This window comes from Ruegeria sp. Alg231-54 (assembly GCF_900143525.1).
Lineage (GTDB): Bacteria > Pseudomonadota > Alphaproteobacteria > Rhodobacterales > Rhodobacteraceae > Ruegeria.
In genome coordinates, this window is record NZ_FREZ01000002.1 from 459,092 (window position 1) to 478,326 (window position 19,235).

Genomic DNA, 19,235 nt, shown 5'->3' on the forward strand with positions numbered 1-19,235 from the left:
CGATGTTGCGTCCAATGTCTCGAGCTAATCTTTCAAATCTTGGACAGCCCGAATTTTGGGCCCAGAACGCCGCCACGCAGTCCCGTGAAGCATTAATATTGCAATAGTAAGATGTGATGAGTTAAATATGCATATATGATTATGCAAAAGCGGTTCCCGATTTTGTTATTTTATGAGTGTAGGTACAAATGTCGTTAGTAATCTCAGGTCCGACTTCTATCTCGATCCCCAGTGGGTCGACCTCGGTTATGGAGCAGTATACCACGACCAAAGCTGTGACGTGGAGCGTGACCGTAACTGGCGATGGCGGATTGGACCCTTCCGACTACACTGTTTCAATTTCACCTAGCGGAGTTTTGACCGTTGAGCTTACTGAGGGGGCAGACATCCCTCCGAATACGCAACTCTCGGTTCGAATAGGGGCGACGAACGGGCAGCCAGGAGCCGGTAACAATGCCATCCTGAATGTGACAGTCGACCTTCCTGCGGGAACAGTGCCGTGTTTTGTAAAGGGCACCTTGATAGAAACCGAAAAAGGCCCTCGCCCTGTCGAAGAACTGTCGGTTGGGGACAAAGTTCGTGTTTCCAGCGGTGAGTTGCTATCCATTCTGTGGATTGGCAAGAAGACCCTTAGCGCGGAAGCGTTGCAGCAAAACCCGCGATTGCGTCCCGTTTGTATCAAAAAAGGAGCGATCGGAGATGCTTTGCCTGACCGCGATTTGTACTTGTCACCGCAACACAGAATTGTTTTAGAAGGGTGGCGCGCCGAATTGTTGTTCGGTGAGCCGAGGGTTTTTGCAGCAGCAATACATCTTGTGAACGACAACACTATTCGACAGGTGTGGTCCAATGAGGCGGTGACATACTTCCATATTGCCTGCAACCGCCACGCAGTTTTGATGTCGCACGGTTTGCCGACGGAAAGCTTGTTTCTGGGTGATATGGCGCTGTTGTCTTTCGGTCGCGGAGATGTAGAAGAACTTCGTGTGCTCTTTCCAGAACGGTTCAGCCGTGGATCCGCCTGGAAACAAACGCGTGTGCGTTGCTTGAAGCGCCCCGAAGCCGAGCTTTTACGGGAAATGATCAAACAATAGATCGACTATCTGAAATTCCGGCTGTCCTTGATCTGATCCCACGCCCAGACAACCTCTTGCAGCTGTTCTTCCTGGGAACGATCGCCGCCGTTCATGTCGGGGTGCAGAACCTTGATCAGCTTTTTGTACGCTTTGCGCACCTCGGCCTTGGTCCAGCTGTCATTGGCTTCCAGAATTTCGATCGCGCGGCGTTCCGTGGGGGGCAGGCGACGACCGCCACCACCTGACGTGCGCCCTTTGTTTTGGGTGCTGTTTGCGCCAAGTACCTGATGCGGGTCTTCGATGCCCAGACGCGCCCATGCGCGCGCTTCGGGGTCACCCATAGGCTTTGTTTCGCGCTCCCACACTTTGTCCTTGGACCGCTGGGCGTTCAGCTCGGCCTCGGTGGTGCCGTCAAAGAAGTTCCATTTGTTGTTGTATTCGCGAACGTGCTGCTGGCAGAACCAGAAAAAGTCGTCCAGTACATCCGGGGCCTTGGGTGCACGGAACTTGCCCGGTTCTTCGCAACCTTCGTGATCGCAGATACGCGTCGAGGTTTCAGACGCGCCCGACATTCCGCGACGCCCCCGCGGGTTCTTTTTCTTGGAAGTGGATACGGACATATCAAATCCGAAGGGGTCTGACTTCACCATGTGCTCATCCTTAAGAACGCATCTTTTCGACTCGGAGGCAGCAGTTTAGTCTAAGCAGCCGAAAGTAGAAGAGGGGGGGCGGTAAAATTTTCGCCCGTGAGCAAAAAAATGACCGTGACCGATGAGATCCGAACCCGCCTGATGGCAGCCTTTGAACCGCGCGAGTTGGAAGTCGTAGATGACAGCGAAAGCCACCGCGGGCACGCCGGGTTTCAAGAGGGCGGCGAAAGCCATTTCAACGTCCGCATTCGTGCCAACGCTTTTCAGGGGCAATCCCGCGTCGCCCGCCACCGTGCGGTACATAAGGCATTGGGCGACATCGTGCCCCGCATTCATGCGCTGGCGCTGGATATTGATACCTGAACAGGTACCTAGGCGACCAGAGAAATGGCCCTGTTAACCGCGATTCCCTGATTCACCGCGCGATAGGTGGGAAAAGGCAGCCGGTGCGTCGCATCAATGTCTCGCCGTATCCACGCTTGCTCTTCCAGGCGCAGAAGCGACGTCGAAAGTGCGCGATCGGAAATCGTGATCAGACCGGATTTGAGAGTCGAAAATCGTTGGGGCCTGTCGGTCAGCGCCAGAATAGGTGCCGTCCAACTGCGTCTGAGCAACGCGAAATCAGCGTCATCTGGCACGGCATTCACGATCCTGCTGGCGATTTCGGCCGCAGATACACCCGCTTGGGTCAATCGAAATTCGGGACGCAGTGGATGACCGTGGCCGGGATTTCGTTCCAAAAAACCCAATTGAATCAGGTGATCAAGGCTTTGGGCAAATGCCGTTCTGCCGGCGCTTGTCGCAGCCAGTAGCGGTGCCTGTCGTCCCGGCATGCCTTCATGCATTAACGCCAGAATGTTTAGGGACCAGGCGCGGGACGTAAGCTTGACAAGAATCGTTATGTCCATAAAGTATAGTTACTTTAATTTTCGCCAAAAGGATAGTTCAATGCCACTCGTTTCACTGGAAAACACGATCACGCTGGCCATGTCCGTGCAAGACAGGCATGTCAGTGCCGAATGGTATCAGGCCAAGCTGGGGTTCGAGCTGATCCACCATATTGACGAAGCCGGTTGGAGCGAGATGAAGACCAAAACCGACGGTGTGACCTTGGGCCTGGGTGAGCAGGCCGAGCCTGCGCCAGGCAATACGGTGCCGGTGTTCGGGGTGTCCGATATTGCGACGGCGCGTCAGGCGCTCGAATCCTCGGGCGTCAGGTTCGATGGGGCGACTGAAACGATCGAGGGCATGGTCAGCACCGCAACGTTCTACGACCCGGACGGCAATGCGCTGATGCTGGCGCAGGATCTTAGCCAAGCGGCAAGCGCTGCCGAGTAATTCAGCTGCAGGCTGTGAAAACGCGGAGCAGACCGCTTAGGTCTGCTCTTTGTCCTTTTCGGACAGATCCGTGGGCTTCAGGGTCAATGGCGGATCTTTGACCTCTTCTGAAATCGGTGCAGGGGCCTTCACTTCTTCTGGTCCGGGCACCGGCTGAGCCACGGGTGCATCATCGCTGTCCTCAACCGGCTCGCGCTCTGAAGAAAACTCAACTGCAACCTGTCGCCGAAACACCAGAACATTGCGCCAGTTCACGGTGGAACTGGTCAGGCCTGCGCGTTCCTCGCTGGGCAAAAGTTCCGCACGCTGGTAATCCCAGCCATCCTGCCCCATCTGATTCAGTATCTGTTCGATCGACACTGCAAACCGCCCTTCGGCAGTTTTGACGCCCTTGGCCTTGGTGCCTTTTTGTGGGGCGGGGACAACTTTGTATTCGTAGCGCTGCATCAGATTTTCCTGGTTGCCGATCCCCAGCAATCTAACATGTTGTCGGGTTTCGAACAGTCATCATCGCCCGTTGGGCAAATTCTGTTTTGTCTGTTGCGTCCCGCGCCCGGGACCGGAAAGGTCCGCGCCAGACGCACGGACCCTGCCGTAGCAGTTTCTTGGACCGAAAGACTTACGAGCTCAGCTTTTTGCTGACCAACTCATTGACCGCCTTGGGGTTCGCCTTGCCGCCGGTTGCTTTCATGACCTGACCAACAAACCAGCCTGCCAGTTTCGGGTTCACCTTGGCCTTTTCGACCTGTGCCGGATTGGCCGCGATGATTTCGTCCAGCGCAGTTTCGATGGCACCGGTGTCGGTAACTTGTTTCATGCCGCGTTCTTCAACGATCTGCGCCGGGTCGCCGCCTTCGGTATAGACAATCTCGAACAGATCCTTGGCGATCTTGCCAGAAATGGCGTCTGAGGCGATCAGGTCGATGATCCCACCCAACTGCGCGGGTGATACCGGCGAGTCGGTGATGTCGTGATCTTCTTTCTTCAAGCGACCAAACAACTCGTTGATCACCCAGTTTGCGGCCAGTTTACCATTGCGGCCTTTGGCGACCTCTTCGAAATAGGCAGCCGACTCCACTTCTGCCGTCAGAACCGACGCATCGTAATCCGTCAGACCGAAGGTGCCGATAAAACGCGCCTTTTTGGCATCCGGTAGTTCTGGAAGCCTGGCTGCGATGTCATCAACCCACGCCTGTTCAATCTCCAGGGGCAGCAAGTCAGGGTCGGGGAAATAGCGGTAATCATGGGCTTCTTCCTTTGACCGCATCGAGCGTGTCTCACCCTTGTCCGGATCATACAGGCGGGTTTCCTGATCGACAGTGCCGCCACCTTCGACGATGGCAATCTGACGCCGGGCCTCGACCTCGATCGCTTGCTGGATAAAGCGCATCGAGTTCATGTTCTTGATCTCGCAACGCGTACCCAGATGCGAGAAGTCCTGCGTTTCCTGATACTTTTCATAGGCACCGGGCAAGCAGATCGAAACATTGACGTCCGCCCGCAAGTTGCCGTTTTGCATGTTGCCATCGCAGGTACCCAGATAACGCAGAATCTGGCGCATCTTGGCGATGTAGGCTGCTGCTTCTTCGGGCCCGCGAATATCAGGGCGGCTGACGATCTCCATCAGGCAAACACCGGTCCGGTTCAGGTCGACAAAGGACATATGCGGGTCCATGTCATGGATCGATTTGCCGGCGTCCTGTTCCATGTGGATGCGTTCAATTCGCACCATGCGAGCAGTGCCGTCGCCCACTTCCACCAGCACTTCACCTTCGCCCACGATGGGCTGGTACAGCTGAGAAATCTGGTAACCCTGCGGCAGATCGGGATAGAAATAATTCTTGCGGTCAAAGGCCGATACCAGGTTGATATCTGCCTTCAAGCCCAGCCCGGTTCGTACCGCCTGTTCAACGCAGAATTCGTTGATCACCGGCAGCATTCCCGGCATCGCCGCGTCCACGAACGCCACGTTCGAGTTCGGCTCGGCCCCGAATTGGGTCGATGCGCCCGAGAACAGCTTGGCATTGGAAGAGACCTGCGCATGCACCTCCATCCCGATGACCAGTTCCCAATCGTGCTTGGCCCCGGCAATGGTTTTGGGTTTGGGCATTTCGTATGTCAGGTCGAGCATGGCGCGCCTCATTTCCGCAGAAGTCTAAGCCTGCGTATTAGGCCCGGCACGGCCTAGGGGCAAGGGGGAATCAGTGCCCGGACAGGCGCAAACCCGTCGGAGTAAAGGTCACATCCAATCCGCTGCGCAGCTCATCACGGAACAGATCGCCAATTGCACGCAGAGCATCGCGCTGCCCGCGGGCAGCAAACCGTTCGGGTGAATTGATCCGAACACTGTTGTTGAACCCATTTGCTGCATGGGCCCAGATCAAGGGGTGCAGTTCAGTCAGGTGGTCGCGGATCAGCCAGTTTGCAGCCTGGTGTATCTGGCTGCGCACCAGATCTGCCTTGTCGCACTGGCCAGCGCCGTTCTGGATCGTGATGGCACAGTATGCCGACAGCATGTTGACGGTTTGCTGGTCAGGGCGTCGGCGCAGAATATCGTGCATGCCTTCCAGGAAAAAATCGACATCCAGACGCGCGCAGGCCTCTTCGTCCAGGGCAATTGCGTCGAACTGAACCCAAGTATAACCTCCGGCCCCCCAGATGTCCCGCGTCTGGGCCGCCATACGCAGCGCCTGGACCTCAAGCTCGCCATAGCTTCCGAACCAGCGCGGCAGCAGGTGGGTCCCCATCGCGCGCATGTGCCGATGGTTAACCGGGTCGAGTTTAATCAACCGCTCGTATTCATCCGCCACCCGTGTGTTGGCTCTACGCTGACCCGCCAAAATTGCGCAGCCAGCCGAGGCGACAATGGGGCTGTCCGGGGCGGCCTCGCGACAATTGGGAAGGATTGCAGCTGCCCGATCGAAATGGGCGGCGCAGCGGGATTGGTGCAGCGAGGGCAGGGTTGCTTCGTTCGTTGTACCGCGCCATGCCCATGCCATATCAATGTGGGCCAAAGCGACAACCAAGGCGATCATCGGGTCGCCCGAGTGCGCGCGCATCTCGTCTTCCAATTCGGAAATGCCGTTCATGACATCAAATTCTGATAGCGCTTTGGCGTCAGACAGCGCGTGCTCTGCGGCCAGAACCACATCGGCTCGCGCCCCAAACGCCAGCAATTCGGCGACGGGCATTCCGTCAGGTGCAGTTTCCCGTGCGTCGTCTGCCTTGTGCATCAGGTCGGACAATTCTGCCCAGCGATCCTGTCTGGCCAGGAAGCGGCCTTTTTCTAACGAGCTGCGCCCAATCTCATCCTGGGCCTGAACATCAGCCAATGGGATGTTCAATTGCCCTTGGTCCGGCAATACAGGCGAAACAGCCAGGTCAGCGAAATACGCGCCGGATGCAGCGGGATGAGCAATAGAAGATCGGGAACGGGACGAACGGTCCCTCAAAAACCAGAACATGGCAGCACTCGAAACAAACAAACCAGAAACTTGAGGGTAAGAGCTTTGCCGCAATCGGTGTCAAATTCAAGGTCTTTGAAGGGGACTGGTTAATATTTGCCTCTAATTTTTCAAAAATGAACCTATTGTTTCAAAATGTGACGAAGTGATGACGTTCAATTCGAAAACCAGCCTGTTGCAGGACCTGTTCGAACTCCCTGTGGTGCGGAGACGACTCATCAGGCAGCCGAATCCGCTTGCCGGATATCAAAATCAGAGAAACGCGCACCGAGAAATCCCAACGCGTGTCGAAGCGGACATAATCAATGTCCGAACGATCAATTTCGGCCTCACGGGTGCCGGTAAACCAGCGCAGTTTGTTCTGATCAAGAACCAACCCTGCGCTGGTGTTCTGTGTGATATCCCAAATGGCCGGTAACGTAGGCAGCGCCAACAGCACCACCAGCCACCATGCCGCGTCGAACATGATCACAAGTGCCAAAAAGGCCGCATAGACGCAGATCAGAACACCAACAGTGCGCGGTGCCCGGTTCTGACGCGTAAATTCAAATTCCGTCATGCGTTGAGAATGCGAGAGACCATTTCGGTCGTGTCGCGCGACAGGTCAGGCGTTTCCGCGATGCGGGTCAGTTGCGCGCGGATCAGGTCCTGACGGTCTGCGTCATAGCGTTTCCAGGTTTGGAATGCCGAACACATCCGCGCCGTGGTTTGTGGGTTGACCGGGTCCAGTTTGATCAGCCAGTCGGCCAGCAACGCATAACCAGCACCATCTGCGCGGTGGAAACCGGCGTGGTTCATCGCCAGCGCACCCATCACGGCCCGGAACCGGTTGGGATTCTTCCAGTTGAAGTCCGGATGCTCCGTCAGGGTGCGGGCGATGTCTGCCGTGGTCGCTGGCGAGGCCATCCCGACCTGAAGGGCAAACCATTTGTCCATAACCAGACGGTCGTGCTGCCATTGTTCGTAGAACGCAGAAAGCTCGGCCTCGCCTTTGCCTGCGCGCAGCAGGCAGGACAGGGCGCTCAGTTGCTGTGTCATGTTGCCAGCCGCCGCGTATTGCTCGGCTGCCATTGCCGCACCATCAAGTCGTGACGTCAGGGCCAGTGCGGCATTGCCAAGCGAACGTTTGCCGGCTTGGTCTGCATCGGGACTGTATGGTGCCTCGATCAAGGTTTCGCTGTGCAAGCGCGGCAGCAAGTCCTGAACGTGCTGCGCGGTTGCCTGCCGCAGCGTCTCGACCGCTGTCCAGATCGCCATAGGGTCAGGTGTTTCACCCCGGTCGGACAATGCGGCCGCCAGCTCGGATTGCGAAGGCAGACCCAGCATCAGGGCGCGATACGCCGGGTCCAGATCGCCGTCGCGCAGAACGGCCAACACCCCGTCGAGGTAATCCGCACCCGGCGTTGCGTCTTCCAGGATCATGCGCAACAGCGTGTCCTGCGCCAAAGACCGTCCCGCCTGCCACCGATTGAAAGGATCGGTGTCGTGGGCCAGAAGGAAGGCGCGTTCGGCGTCAGTGTGATCGTGCTCAAGGATCACAGGGGCCGAGAAATCTCGCAGAATCGAGGCCACAGGTTTTGCCGCCAGCCCGTTAAATTGGAAGCTTTGTTCCGCCTCGGTCAGTTCCAGAATCTCGGTCGCGCGCACCTCGTCCCCGTTTTGGCCAAGCAGACCTACAGCGACGGGGATCACTTGCGGCAGCTTTTCGGATTGCCCAAGTGTTTCTTCGGTGTGCTGCGCCAATGTCAGCGTATATGTGCCGTCGTTCCAATCTTCGCTCACTGTCACGCGCGGCGTGCCAGATTGGCTGTACCAGCGCTTGAATTGGCTCAGATCGCGGCCGGTGGTGTCCTCAAACACCTTGATCCAGTCTTCAATGGTGCAGGCCTGCCCATCGTGACGATCGAAATACAAATCCAAAGCCTTGGTGTAGGCCTCATCACCAACCAAACGTTTCAGCATGCCGATGACCTCGGCACCTTTTTCGTAGACGGTCGCGGTGTAGAAGTTGTTGATTTCCTGAAAACTCTCGGGCCGGACGGGATGCGACAAGGGCCCGTTATCTTCGGGGAATTGCCGCGCGCGCAGGTCGATGGCGTCCTCAATCCGCTTTACCGGGGCCGAGCGCATGTCCGAGGTGAACTGCGCATCCCGGAAAACGGTCAGCCCTTCTTTCAGGCACAGTTGGAACCAGTCGCGGCAGGTGATCCGGTTGCCGGTCCAATTGTGGAAATACTCATGCGCGATGATCGCTTCGATCCGTTCAAAATTGGCGTCGGTCGAGGTTTCAGGGCTGGCCAGAACAGCGGATGAGTTGAAGATGTTCAACCCCTTGTTCTCCATCGCGCCCATGTTGAAATCGTCCACGGCCACGATGTTGAAAACGTCCAGATCGTATTCGCGGCCATAGACGTCCTCGTCCCATTTCATGGACTTCTTCAGTGCTTCCATACCGAAATCGCATTTGCCTTCGTCACCGGGGCGAACCCAGAGGTTCAACTCCACATTGCGACCCGACATGGTGGTGAACTGGCCGGGATGGGCGATCAGATCGCCCGCGACCAGCGCGAACAAGTAAGCGGGTTTGGGCCACGGGTCGGTCCATTCTGCCCAGCCTTCGCCTTTGCCCGAGGGGTTGCCGTTGGACAGCAGTACAGGAAGGTCGCCGTTGATGCGCACGGTAAAGGTGGACATTACATCGGGGCGGTCGGGGTAGAAGGTGATCTTGCGGAACCCTTCCGCCTCGCACTGGGTGCAGTACATGCCGTTCGACATATAAAGCCCTTCGAGGGCGGTGTTGTTTCCGGGATCGATCTCGACCTCGGCCTCCCAGATAAATGGCGAGTCGGGGGCAGCAACGGTCAGGCCCTTATCGGTAATCTCGGGGGTGATATCCGCACCGTCGATGGATGCGCGGATCAGCTTGAGGTCTTCGCCGTGCAGGAAGAACGTCTTGTCGCTGGCCTCCGGGTTCGGGCGAAATGCAATGCGAGAGGTGACGCGGGTTGCGTGGGCGGCGAGGTCGAACGTCAGGTGCACGCTGTCCACCAGATAACCAAAGGGTGTGTAGTCTTTCAGATAGATCGTCGTTGGGGCAGCGTCGCGCATCAGGGGCCTCGCGTGATTTTGTGTTTGGGCGAACGTATGGGCTGTGGCGGTTGGCTGCAAGCGGTGCGATCCGCGCGCCGGAATGTCCCGAAAATTGATTTTGGTAAGTCTTTTTGACCGCGACGCTGCGGCGCACGTTGCCTATCGGAAACTTTCGTCCTAAATGCTGACGGCATACAGTCGTGCACATTCCCGGGAGAAACAAAATGAGCAGCAGACAGGCGCGCAGCGGATTGCAGGTGGATACGGTTCTGGCCGAGTTCATCGAAGGCCAAGCCCTGCCGGGAACCGGTGTCACAGCAGATGCCTTCTGGGATGGTCTGGCGCGCATGGTCGCCGAGCTTGGCCCCAAAAACCGCGCCTTTCTGGCCAAGCGGCAGGACATTCAGGGCAAGATCGATGCATGGCATCTTGAGCGCCAAGGGCAGGACCACGACGCCGAGGCCTATCAGGCTTTCCTGCACGAGATCGGCTATCTGGTTGAGGAAGGTGCGGATTTCCAGATTGAAACCGCCAATGTCGACCCCGAGATCGCCTCGATCCCCGGACCGCAGCTTGTTGTTCCGATTACCAATGCGCGTTTTGCGCTGAACGCAGCCAATGCACGTTGGGGCAGCCTTTACGATGCGCTTTACGGAACGGACGCGATGGGTGATCTGCCCGCGGCTAGCGGCTACGACGCGGCGCGGGGCGCGCGGGTGATTGCATGGGCCAAAGGGTTCTTGGATGACGCTGTGCCGCTGGCTTTCGGGTCATGGGCTGATGTCTCAGATCTGAGCGTACAGGACGGCGCGCTGATGCCAACTCTGGCCAATCCTAAACAATTTGTAGGTTACGACGGAGATCCAGGCAAACCGGATGCGGTACTGCTATGCAACAACGGGCTGCACATTCAGATCCGGATCGACGGACACAGCGCTATCGGGGCCACTGATCCGGCGCATATTGCTGATATGCGTCTGGAATCGGCCTTGTCGACCATCATGGATTGCGAGGATTCGGTCGCTTGCGTCGATGCCACTGACAAGGTGGTGGCATATGGCAACTGGCTTGGGTTGATGAAGGGTGACCTGACCGAAGAGGTGAACAAGGGCAACACGTCTTTCACCCGCAAACTTGCCAAGGACCTAAGCTTTACAACGGTATCCGGTGAGACAGGCAGCTTGAAGGGTCGTTCGCTGATGCTGATCCGCAACGTCGGGCATTTGATGACAAACCCTGCTGTGTTGGATGAACAAGGCAATGAGATCGGCGAAGGGTTGATGGATGCGCTCTGCACGACGCTGATCGCCATGCACGATCTTAAGCGTGACGGCGGAAATTCTGTCCAAGGCTCGGTCTATGTGGTGAAACCCAAAATGCACGGCCCGAAAGAAGTCGCGTTCTCGGTTGAGATTTTTGACATGGTCGAAGACATCCTTGGCCTGCCGCGCAATACCGTGAAGCTGGGCATCATGGATGAAGAACGCCGCACGTCGGTCAACCTCAAGGAATGCATCCGCGCTGCGAAATCGCGGGTGGCTTTCATCAACACCGGTTTTCTTGACCGGACTGGGGATGAGATTCACACCTCGATCGAAGCTGGGCCAATGCTGCCCAAGGGTGACATCAAGAACACGCCGTGGATTGCGTCTTATGAAGATCGCAACGTAGATATTGGTTTGGCCTGCGGCCTGAAGGGCAAGGCGCAGATTGGTAAGGGCATGTGGGCTATGCCCGACCGGATGGGTGATATGCTGGAGCAGAAGATCGGCCACCCGAAATCCGGCGCGACATGCGCCTGGGTGCCGTCGCCGACAGCCGCGACATTGCACGCGACGCATTATCACAAGGTCGACGTGCTGGCGCGCCAGGATGAACTGGCTGCTGTTGGCGCGCGGGGGACGCTGGGGGATTTGCTGACCATTCCGTTGCTGGGCGGTCGAAACCTCAGCGAGAACGAGATCACCCGCGAGATCGAGAACAACGCGCAGGGCATTCTTGGATACGTGGTGCGCTGGGTCGATCAGGGTGTTGGCTGTTCGAAGGTGCCGGATATCAACGATGTCGGTCTGATGGAGGATCGCGCGACCTGCCGGATTTCATCTCAGGCGCTGGCCAACTGGTTGCACCATGAAGTTGTCTCGGAAGGGCAGGTCATGGCTGCTATGCAAAAAATGGCCGCAGTGGTGGATCGCCAGAACGAAAATGACGCAGACTATCGCCCGTTGGCACCCGGTTTCGACGGAATTGCTTTCCAAGCGGCCTGTGATCTGGTCTTCAAGGGGCGTGTGCAACCCTCGGGCTATACCGAGCCGGTCCTGCATGCTCGCCGTCTGGAACTGAAAGCCAGCCTTTAAACCATCAGGAACGATAGGACACGACATGGGAGTTTCCCTCCGCAAAGCCCGCACCATCATCCGAAAGACCCTTGAGAAGGGGCACGAAATGGAGCTGAAACCCCTTTCCGTCGTCGTTCTTGATGCAGGCGGACATGTTATTGCGTTTGAACGCGAAGACGACGCGGCCCCCGGGCGGTTCGCGATTGCGCATGGCAAGGCCTATGGCGCAGTGATGCTTGGCCTGGCCGGCACAGCGCAGATGCAGCGGGCCGAGGCGCAGGCCTATTTCATGGCAGCTGTGAATGGCGTCTATGGCGGGCAGGTCGTTCCGGTCCCGGGTGGTGTGTTGCTGCGCGACAAAAAGGGCGCAGTGATCGGTGCGGTCGGCGTGACCGGCGATACGTCTGACAATGATGCCGCAGCGGCATTGGCCGGGATCGAAACTGCCGGCCTGATTGGTGAGATCTGAACCTGATGACTGTCGGAGAGCCTTTTGGGCTCTCTGACCCAATGCGATGTTCGTGCACAGCCACAAAAACGGGCAATGGCCAAATTACCAGACAAAGCGCGTTCATATTCCATCATGTGCACAGTTGAACAAGAGCTTGCGCTGACACGCAGGGCCTGTGCTATTGCGCGCTGTTCTTGCGGTCGATAGTTTTTGGAAAGCAAACAGAAAACGCAGGAACGCAGCATGTCTCGACCCGTCGTCGGTATCATCGGCAACTCGTACTTGATGAATGATCAATATCCGACCCATGCCGGTGGCACGATGAACTCAGACGCGGTTGCCAATGTTTCGGACTGTCTGCCGCTGCTGATCCCAGCCGATCCGCGCTATGTCTCGGTCGATGAGCTGCTTGAGGTCTGCGACGGATTTCTGCTGACCGGCGGGCGCCCGAATGTCCACCCCGAGGAATACGGCGAGTCCGCGACCGAGGCCCATGGCGAGTTCGACCGGGCGCGCGATGCTATTACCCTGCCGCTGGTGCGATCCTGTGTAGAGCGTGGGCAGCCCTTCTTTGGCATTTGTCGAGGGTTCCAAGAGGTCAACGTGGCGATGGGCGGGACACTGTACCCGGAAATTCGCGATCTGCCGGGTCGGATGAACCACCGCATGCCGCCCGATGGGACTCTGGAAGAGAAATTTGCCCTGCGTCATGTCGTTGCGCTGAACGAAGGCGGTGTATTCCACCGCTTGATGGGCGCGGCCGAAGTGATGACGAACACCTTGCACGGGCAAGGGATCAAATCGGTTGGGCGTCGAGTTGTGATTGATGGTCAAGCACCCGATGGAACGCCCGAGGCAATTTATATTCAGGACGCGCCCGGATTCACGTTGTCAGTGCAATGGCACCCGGAATGGGATGCTGAAAATGATCCCGTGTCCCGCCCTTTATTCAAGGCGTTCGGTGCTGCTGTACATGCATGGGCAACCGGTTCGGATAGGGCGTTGGTCCAACAATCCGCGTAAGTCCTGCGCCGATCCGAGAGAGAGGGTTCGGACCGGCGCAGCGCGATCAAACCAGCAGATTGAACTGATTGATCAAAGGCAGAGTGCGGGCGCGCTCACCCGTCAGGTCGAACAGGGCATTGCCGAGCGCGGGCATGGACGGGGGTGTCCCCGGTTCGCCAACGCCACCCATGTGGTGGTTCGTTTCCAGAATTTTCACCTGTGTCACCGGAGCATTGTGCATCCGCAGAGCGTCGTAGTCGGGGAAGTTGTACTGTTCGACCTCACCGTCCGAGAATGTGATCTCACCCATCACGGCCGCCGACAGGCCATAGATCATGCCACCGAACATCTGCGCCTCGACTGTGCCGGGGTCCAGTGCCAGACCGACGTCACAGGCGATCCAGGCTTTGGCGATACGGATGGTGCCATCTTCGTCGACGACCTCGATCACCTGAGCGACCGGCGTGCCAAAGCTATAGGTCATCGCCACACCGCGGCCGACACCGTCAGGGGTTTCTCCGGTCCAGCCGGACATCTCTTTCACGGCCTGAAGGCAGCCTGCCGATGGCGCGTGCTCGGCCTTGGCCAATTCCAATCGGAACTCCAGCGGGTCACGACCTGCGGCATGGGCCATCTCGTCCATGAATGTCTCATGGAAGAATCCATTGTGGCTGTTTCCGACTGAACGCCAGAAGCCGACGGGAATATCCAGATCGGCGCTGTGCCCGCTCATGCGATAGTTGGGCACCGCGTAGGGTTGGTTAAAAAACCCTTCGACCAGCACTTTGTCAGGGCCGCCAGCCGGCAAGCCAGTATAGCGCTGAACCGCTTGTTGCGTGCAGGATTGCGCTGCGACCTTGCCGTCAATCAGAACGGCTTGGCCGTCTTTGACTGCGCCCCGCATCCGAGCCATCGCGCCGGGGCGATAGTAGTCGTGGCGCATGTCTTCTTCGCGGCTCCAGGTGGTCTGAACAGGAACGCCGGGCATGGCCATCGCTACCTTTGTGGCGATCTCGCCAAAGTCCAGCTCACCCCGGCGGCCAAACCCTCCACCCAGATAGGTAGTGTGGATTTGAACGGCGTCTTTGTCCAGGTTGGCGGTATTGGCCGCGCGTATTTGGACAAGCGTCGGGGCCTGATTGCCGCACCACAATTCCAGCGCCGATCCCGTGAACAGCGCTGTGGCGTTCATCGGCTCCATCGTGGAATGGGCCAGATAGGGCACCGTATATTCGGCCGTGATTTCGGTGGCGCCGTCGGGCAGAGTGTCAACATCCCCGTCATCGCGCATGGTCGAATTGGGGGACGCGTCGAATGCATTGGCAATTTCGGAGAAAATGGCGTCGGTTTCCGGCGGGTAGGGGGCGTCGCCCCAATCTACGTCAATCGCCTCGACGGCCTGAATGGCCAGCCACGTGTTGCTGGCAATCACAGCCACGCCATTGCCCAGATCAACCACCTTTTCCACGCCCGGCATCTGCTCGGCTGCGCTGGCATCAAAACCCTTCATCTCGCCGCCCAGCTTGGGATTGATCCGGACCGAGGCAAATTTCAGACCCTCGGGGCGCACATCGATCCCGAACTCAGCCGTTCCGGTGGATTTGCCGACCACATCCACACGCGGCAAGCTCCGCCCCAACAAGCGCCAGTTGGACGGGTCGCGCAGTTCGACTTCCGGCGGTTCAATCTGGCCGGCAGCCTCGGCAAGCTCAGTATAAGGAATGCGCGTCCCGTCCGGCGCGATTACAGCACCATTCTCGGTTTTCAGTTGCGCACGATCCACGCCCAGACGGTCGGCAGCGGCCTGTTTCAGCGTTTCGCGCGCGGTCGCACCCGCTTCGCGCATACGCTCGAAGCCATCTTTCATCGAGGTCGAACCACCGGTCACCTGCAAGCTCAGCGTCCTGCCAAGAACGCCCAGAGCCTCACCCAGATTGTGCTGGAAGTCCGAGATGTCATAACCCTTGTTCGGCAATCCCTCACCAACCAGGGCCGAGTTGTAATAGGCCGCTGCCGCGGGGCCGTGCAGAACGCGGATCTGGTTTAGTTCCACATCCAGTTCTTCGGCGATCAAGGCTGCCCAAGTGGTCCTGACGCCTTGCCCCATCTCGGCGCGAGGGGCGAACAGGGTGACGCCTTGCTGATCAATCAGAACAAAGGGGCTGAGTGCGGTTTCGCCCTCAGCAGGCTTCAGCGGATTGGCGGCCGGGCGGCTGACGTAATAGGCGCCGAATGCCACGCCGCCGACAATCGCGGCCGAGCCGATCAAGAACGTACGACGGAGGATTTTTCCAACAGATGCCATCGTTTATGCCTCTTTCAGCTTGGATGCCGCGTCGTGAATTGCAGCGCGGATGCGGGGGTAGGTGCCACAGCGGCACAAATTGCCCTGCATGGCATCGTCGATATCGGTATCCGAAGGCGCAGGGTTTTCTGCCAGCAGCGCTGCGGCCTGCATGATCTGGCCCGACTGGCAAAAACCGCATTGCGCCACCTGATGATCGACCCAAGCCTGCTGAATTGCGGCCATCGCGTCTGGGGTGCCGATCCCTTCAATTGTGGTCACATCGCCCCAGACATCCGACAGGGCCACTTGGCATGAGCGTATCGCCTCGCCATCAATGTGCACGGTGCACGCCCCGCAAGCGGCCACGCCGCAGCCGAATTTGGTGCCAGTCAAGCCGACCTCATCCCGTAGAACCCAAAGCAGGGGGACGTCATCGGGCAGGTCAACCTGATGTTGCTTTCCGTTGATCTTAAGGGCGGTCGCCATGGCGCACCTCTCGTAGCTGTGGCTGGTTTCTGACATAATTGATGAAAAGTGTCAGTGTGTCAATTGACAAAATGAACAGAAACTGTCACCAGTTCAAGGATGGCAGACGTAGCAGACGATACACGGCAACAGGCGATCCTGGACTCGGCGTTTCGGGCTTTCGCGACTTATGGATTCCGCAAGACCTCGATGGATGACATAGCGCAGGGCGCAGGGATGTCCCGTCCCGCGGTGTATCTGCATTTCAAAAATAAAGAGGCGATCGTCACTAAACTAACCGAGCTCTACTATGCAGCGAAAAGCGTTGCAGTGGCCGCGGCGCTGACCAAACCGGGCTCGGTTTCGGACATTTTCAAGGGCGCGGTTCAAGCTCAAACCGAAGGGATGGCGACCATCCTTGCATCCCCACATGGGCTTGAAATGTTGGATACGACCAAATCCATGTCGTCAGAAATCATATCGCAAGGCGAGGCTAAGCTGGCGCGCCTATATGCCGAGTGGCTGAAGCGCGAAGATCAGGCTGGGCGAGTCAGGTTGCAGATGGAGGCAGGCGAGACGGCCAAAACGATAACGGCCACTCTGAAAGGGCTGAAGGCAAGCGCTATTGGCGCGCAAGAATATGAAACCCGTGTTGCCCAGTTTGCCGCTCTGGTAGGAGCCGGGCTAGAAGTCAGGTAACGCTCTGGCGCACCTTGAATTCTGGTGCGTCCCACAGGCGGTTCTGCATGATGTCCGCCAAGATTCCGACTGCATTTTCAACATCCTGCTCATCAATGTACAGCGGCGTGAAGCCAAACCGCATGATGTCAGGCGCGCGGAAGTCTCCAATCACACCGTGGGCAATCAGGGCCTGCATGGCGGCATAACCGTCGGCAAATCGGAAAGACACCTGACTGCCGCGCTGGGCAGGATTACGCGGGCTTGCCAGTTGCAGATCGGGGCAGGCGGCTTCGACACGTTTGATGAACAACTCGGTCAATTCAATGGATTTGGTCCGCACGTCCTGCATGTCAGCCATATCCCATATGTCCATCGCCGCGGATAGGGCGACCATCTGAAGGATCGGAGGCGTACCGACACGCATTCTTTCGATCCCGTTGCCAGCGCGATAGTCCAGATCAAAGGCAAAAGGCGACTCGTGTCCCAACCAACCGGACAATGCGGGGCGCACCTGTTCCGTCAGGCGCGGGGCGACATAGATGAATGCGGGCGCACCCGGCCCGCCGTTCAGGTATTTATAGGTGCAACCAACCGCGAAATCAGCATTGCATGTCGCCAAATCGACGGGAATCGCACCGGCTGAATGGGCCAGGTCCCAGACTGTCACTGTGCCGTGTGCATGCGCAAGTTCTGTCAATGCCTTCATGTCGTGGATCCGGCCCGAGCGGTAATCCACCTCAGTCAGCATCAAAACGGCCACATCCTCGGTCACATTGTCAGCCACGTCTTCCGGTGCGACGACGCGCAGTTCATATTCCGGCCCGAGTGAGCGAAGCAGGCCATCCACCATATAGAGGTCGGAGGGAAAGTTACCGCTGTCCGAAAGTACGACCTTGCGATCCGGGCACAATTCCAGCGCTGAAGCAACGGCCTGGTAGACCTTGATCGACAGGGTGTCGCCGGTGACGATACTGCCAGGTTCTGCGCCAATCAGCCGTCCGATGCGATCACCCAAACCGGTCGGCATCGCCATCCAGCCTGCCTTGTTCCAGCCGGTGATCAGCATTTGCCCCCATTCCTGAACCATCATGTCACTGACCCGATCTCTGGCGGCGCGGGGCAACGGTCCAAGCGAGTTTCCGTCCAGATAAACGACGCCTTGAGGAAGGTTGAACATGGCTTTTGTCGCGGCAAAGTCGGTCATCTTTTTCTCATCATTGTGTGGGCAATTGTTGATGCAAAATGGCTATCTGATCCAAAAGCGGCTGTCCATCATCGAAGACCCTCTCTGCAACCATGTCCGGACGCGCGCCGATTGCACGGCTGCGACCAACTGTGATTTTGCTATTTCCAGCGAAAAGCGGTAGGTCATCGGGCAAAAGCGACACTTTGTCCCGCCCGGATATGAAAGATTGCCTGACATGCGAAAAATCGACGTCCCTCCGGTGTGGTTGCTGGGCTTTGCGGTGCTGGCATGGCTGCAGGCGCGGCATATGCCGATGGGGCTGTCGCTCGACCATGGGTTTGTTGATTTGCTCAGCGGTGTTCTGATCGGCGGCGGCATCGTCCTGATCGTCCTGGCCGCGGCCGAGTTTCGCCGTCATCGCACCACGTTCATTCCGCATGAAACGCCTACATCGCTGGTGCAATCCGGGATCTTCAAGCGTAGCCGAAACCCCATATACGTTGGCGATGTGCTGATCTTGTCCGGCCTGATACTAAGGTTTGATGCGGTTGCATCACTGGTTCTGATCCCGATTTTCGTGTGGCTTTTGGAACGTCGTTTCATCATGCCCGAAGAGTACCGTTTACGCAGAACTTTTCGCGCCGACTTTGCCCGATATGAACGCCAAACCCGCCGATGGATATGAAGTGATGTGGTAATGACACAACGTAATTATGCTGCGCTTGCGAAATAATGTTGCGCAGGATACACCTTTGCTTAACAAACAATACCGACCACCCGCTCGGTCAGAGTGAAAATTAGGGGGACTGCCAGTGAAGATAGGCACACCGAGAGAGAATTTTGACGGTGAAAACCGTGTTGCGATGACGCCAGAGTCTGCGTTGCAGCTTCAGAAGTTGGGCTATGAGTGTCTGATTGAGAAGGGTGCTGGTGCTGCGGCCGGGTTTTCGGATGCGTCGTATGAGGCAGCGGGGGTTGAGGTCGTCAAGACGGCTGCGTCGCTGTGGAAGCAGGCCGACATTGTTGCCAAGGTGCGTCAGCCGAACGAGGCTGAGCTGAAGCGTCTGACCAAGGGTAAGACGTTGATTTCCTTCTTCAACCCTGCGGGGAATGAAGGGGGGATGGAAGCGGCCAAGGCCAAGGGTGCCAATGTCATCGCCATGGAAATGGTGCCGCGGATCAGCCGCGCGCAGAAGATGGATG

The 19,235-nt window shown here is 57.7% G+C and carries 18 protein-coding genes and 1 pseudogene; 9 read left to right on the plus strand and 10 right to left on the minus strand.

The window, feature by feature from the left end:
* Nucleotides 1-188: 188 nt before the first annotated feature.
* Nucleotides 189-1,094: a Hint domain-containing protein gene (locus DHN12_RS06780; RefSeq protein ID WP_108859463.1), complete on the plus strand. Its 906-nt coding sequence runs from the start codon at nt 189-191 to the stop codon at nt 1,092-1,094.
* A gap of 5 nt (nt 1,095-1,099) precedes the next feature.
* Here the strand turns inward: DHN12_RS06780 and DHN12_RS06785 are convergent, their stop codons facing one another.
* A complete protein-coding gene (locus DHN12_RS06785; RefSeq protein ID WP_058274352.1) occupies nt 1,100-1,726 on the minus strand; it encodes a J domain-containing protein in 627 nt (208 codons plus the stop codon).
* A 108-nt stretch (nt 1,727-1,834) separates the two neighbouring features.
* Between DHN12_RS06785 and DHN12_RS06790 the strand changes: the two genes are divergently transcribed.
* Nucleotides 1,835-2,089 carry a BolA family transcriptional regulator gene (locus DHN12_RS06790; RefSeq protein ID WP_108859464.1) on the plus strand — a complete coding sequence of 85 codons (255 nt, stop codon included), beginning with the start codon at nt 1,835-1,837 and terminating at the stop codon, nt 2,087-2,089.
* An 8-nt stretch (nt 2,090-2,097) separates the two neighbouring features.
* Here the strand turns inward: DHN12_RS06790 and DHN12_RS06795 are convergent, their stop codons facing one another.
* Complete coding sequence (locus tag DHN12_RS06795; RefSeq protein ID WP_108859465.1) at nt 2,098-2,634, minus strand: winged helix-turn-helix transcriptional regulator; 537 nt, start codon at nt 2,632-2,634, stop codon at nt 2,098-2,100.
* 40 nt (nt 2,635-2,674) lie between these two features.
* Between DHN12_RS06795 and DHN12_RS06800 the strand changes: the two genes are divergently transcribed.
* On the plus strand, nt 2,675-3,064 hold the full coding sequence (locus DHN12_RS06800) for a VOC family protein (protein ID WP_058274355.1): 390 nt from the start codon (nt 2,675-2,677) through the stop codon (nt 3,062-3,064).
* Nucleotides 3,065-3,100: 36 nt separating this feature from the next.
* Here DHN12_RS06800 and DHN12_RS06805 read toward each other — a convergent pair whose 3' ends face one another.
* The 5 genes from DHN12_RS06805 to pepN all read right to left on the minus strand — a co-directional run bounded on the left by DHN12_RS06805 (nt 3,101) and on the right by pepN (nt 9,636).
* The gene (locus tag DHN12_RS06805) at nt 3,101-3,511 is read right to left on the minus strand and encodes a DUF4177 domain-containing protein (protein WP_108859466.1); all 411 of its coding nucleotides are present in this window, start codon (nt 3,509-3,511) and stop codon (nt 3,101-3,103) included.
* Between the two features lie 172 nt (nt 3,512-3,683).
* Nucleotides 3,684-5,195, minus strand: a complete 1,512-nt coding sequence (gatB, locus tag DHN12_RS06810; RefSeq protein ID WP_108859467.1) for an Asp-tRNA(Asn)/Glu-tRNA(Gln) amidotransferase subunit GatB — start codon at nt 5,193-5,195, stop codon at nt 3,684-3,686.
* A gap of 70 nt (nt 5,196-5,265) precedes the next feature.
* Complete coding sequence (locus tag DHN12_RS06815) at nt 5,266-6,528, minus strand: hypothetical protein (protein WP_108859468.1); 1,263 nt, start codon at nt 6,526-6,528, stop codon at nt 5,266-5,268.
* Between the two features lie 130 nt (nt 6,529-6,658).
* Nucleotides 6,659-7,087 carry a hypothetical protein gene (locus DHN12_RS06820; RefSeq protein ID WP_108859469.1) on the minus strand — a complete coding sequence of 143 codons (429 nt, stop codon included), beginning with the start codon at nt 7,085-7,087 and terminating at the stop codon, nt 6,659-6,661.
* Nucleotides 7,084-9,636, minus strand: a complete 2,553-nt coding sequence (gene pepN / locus DHN12_RS06825) for an aminopeptidase N (RefSeq protein ID WP_108859470.1) — start codon at nt 9,634-9,636, stop codon at nt 7,084-7,086. The genes DHN12_RS06820 and pepN overlap by 4 nt, the downstream gene beginning before the upstream one ends.
* A gap of 206 nt (nt 9,637-9,842) precedes the next feature.
* Here pepN and DHN12_RS06830 point away from each other — a divergent pair, with 206 nt between their 5' ends.
* The 3 genes from DHN12_RS06830 (at nt 9,843) to DHN12_RS06840 (ending at nt 13,431) form a co-directional block, all read left to right on the plus strand.
* Nucleotides 9,843-11,975: a malate synthase G gene (locus DHN12_RS06830; protein ID WP_108859471.1), complete on the plus strand. Its 2,133-nt coding sequence runs from the start codon at nt 9,843-9,845 to the stop codon at nt 11,973-11,975.
* A gap of 25 nt (nt 11,976-12,000) precedes the next feature.
* The gene (locus DHN12_RS06835; RefSeq protein WP_108859472.1) at nt 12,001-12,426 is read left to right on the plus strand and encodes a heme-binding protein; all 426 of its coding nucleotides are present in this window, start codon (nt 12,001-12,003) and stop codon (nt 12,424-12,426) included.
* Nucleotides 12,427-12,651: 225 nt separating this feature from the next.
* Nucleotides 12,652-13,431 (plus strand): gamma-glutamyl-gamma-aminobutyrate hydrolase family protein, encoded by a 780-nt coding sequence (locus tag DHN12_RS06840; RefSeq protein ID WP_108859473.1) that lies wholly within the window; start codon nt 12,652-12,654, stop codon nt 13,429-13,431.
* Between the two features lie 46 nt (nt 13,432-13,477).
* On the opposite strand, the gene DHN12_RS06845 is transcribed toward DHN12_RS06840, so the two are convergent.
* Nucleotides 13,478-15,718: a xanthine dehydrogenase family protein molybdopterin-binding subunit gene (locus tag DHN12_RS06845; protein WP_108859474.1), complete on the minus strand. Its 2,241-nt coding sequence runs from the start codon at nt 15,716-15,718 to the stop codon at nt 13,478-13,480.
* A 3-nt stretch (nt 15,719-15,721) separates the two neighbouring features.
* Complete coding sequence (locus DHN12_RS06850) at nt 15,722-16,186, minus strand: (2Fe-2S)-binding protein (RefSeq protein ID WP_108859475.1); 465 nt, start codon at nt 16,184-16,186, stop codon at nt 15,722-15,724.
* A gap of 99 nt (nt 16,187-16,285) precedes the next feature.
* Here DHN12_RS06850 and DHN12_RS06855 point away from each other — a divergent pair, with 99 nt between their 5' ends.
* Nucleotides 16,286-16,864 (plus strand): TetR/AcrR family transcriptional regulator, encoded by a 579-nt coding sequence (locus tag DHN12_RS06855; RefSeq protein ID WP_108859476.1) that lies wholly within the window; start codon nt 16,286-16,288, stop codon nt 16,862-16,864.
* On the opposite strand, the gene kynU is transcribed toward DHN12_RS06855, so the two are convergent.
* Nucleotides 16,857-18,050, minus strand: a complete 1,194-nt coding sequence (gene kynU, locus DHN12_RS06860) for a kynureninase (RefSeq protein ID WP_108859477.1) — start codon at nt 18,048-18,050, stop codon at nt 16,857-16,859. The genes DHN12_RS06855 and kynU overlap by 8 nt on opposite strands.
* 217 nt (nt 18,051-18,267) lie before the next feature.
* Here kynU and DHN12_RS06865 point away from each other — a divergent pair, with 217 nt between their 5' ends.
* Both DHN12_RS06865 and DHN12_RS06870 read left to right on the plus strand, forming a co-directional pair.
* Nucleotides 18,268-18,717, plus strand: coding sequence for an isoprenylcysteine carboxylmethyltransferase family protein (locus DHN12_RS06865; protein ID WP_108859478.1), 450 nt, complete (start codon nt 18,268-18,270; stop codon nt 18,715-18,717).
* Between the two features lie 127 nt (nt 18,718-18,844).
* A pseudogene (locus DHN12_RS06870) lies at nt 18,845-19,235 on the plus strand (NAD(P)(+) transhydrogenase (Re/Si-specific) subunit alpha); the annotation flags it as partial.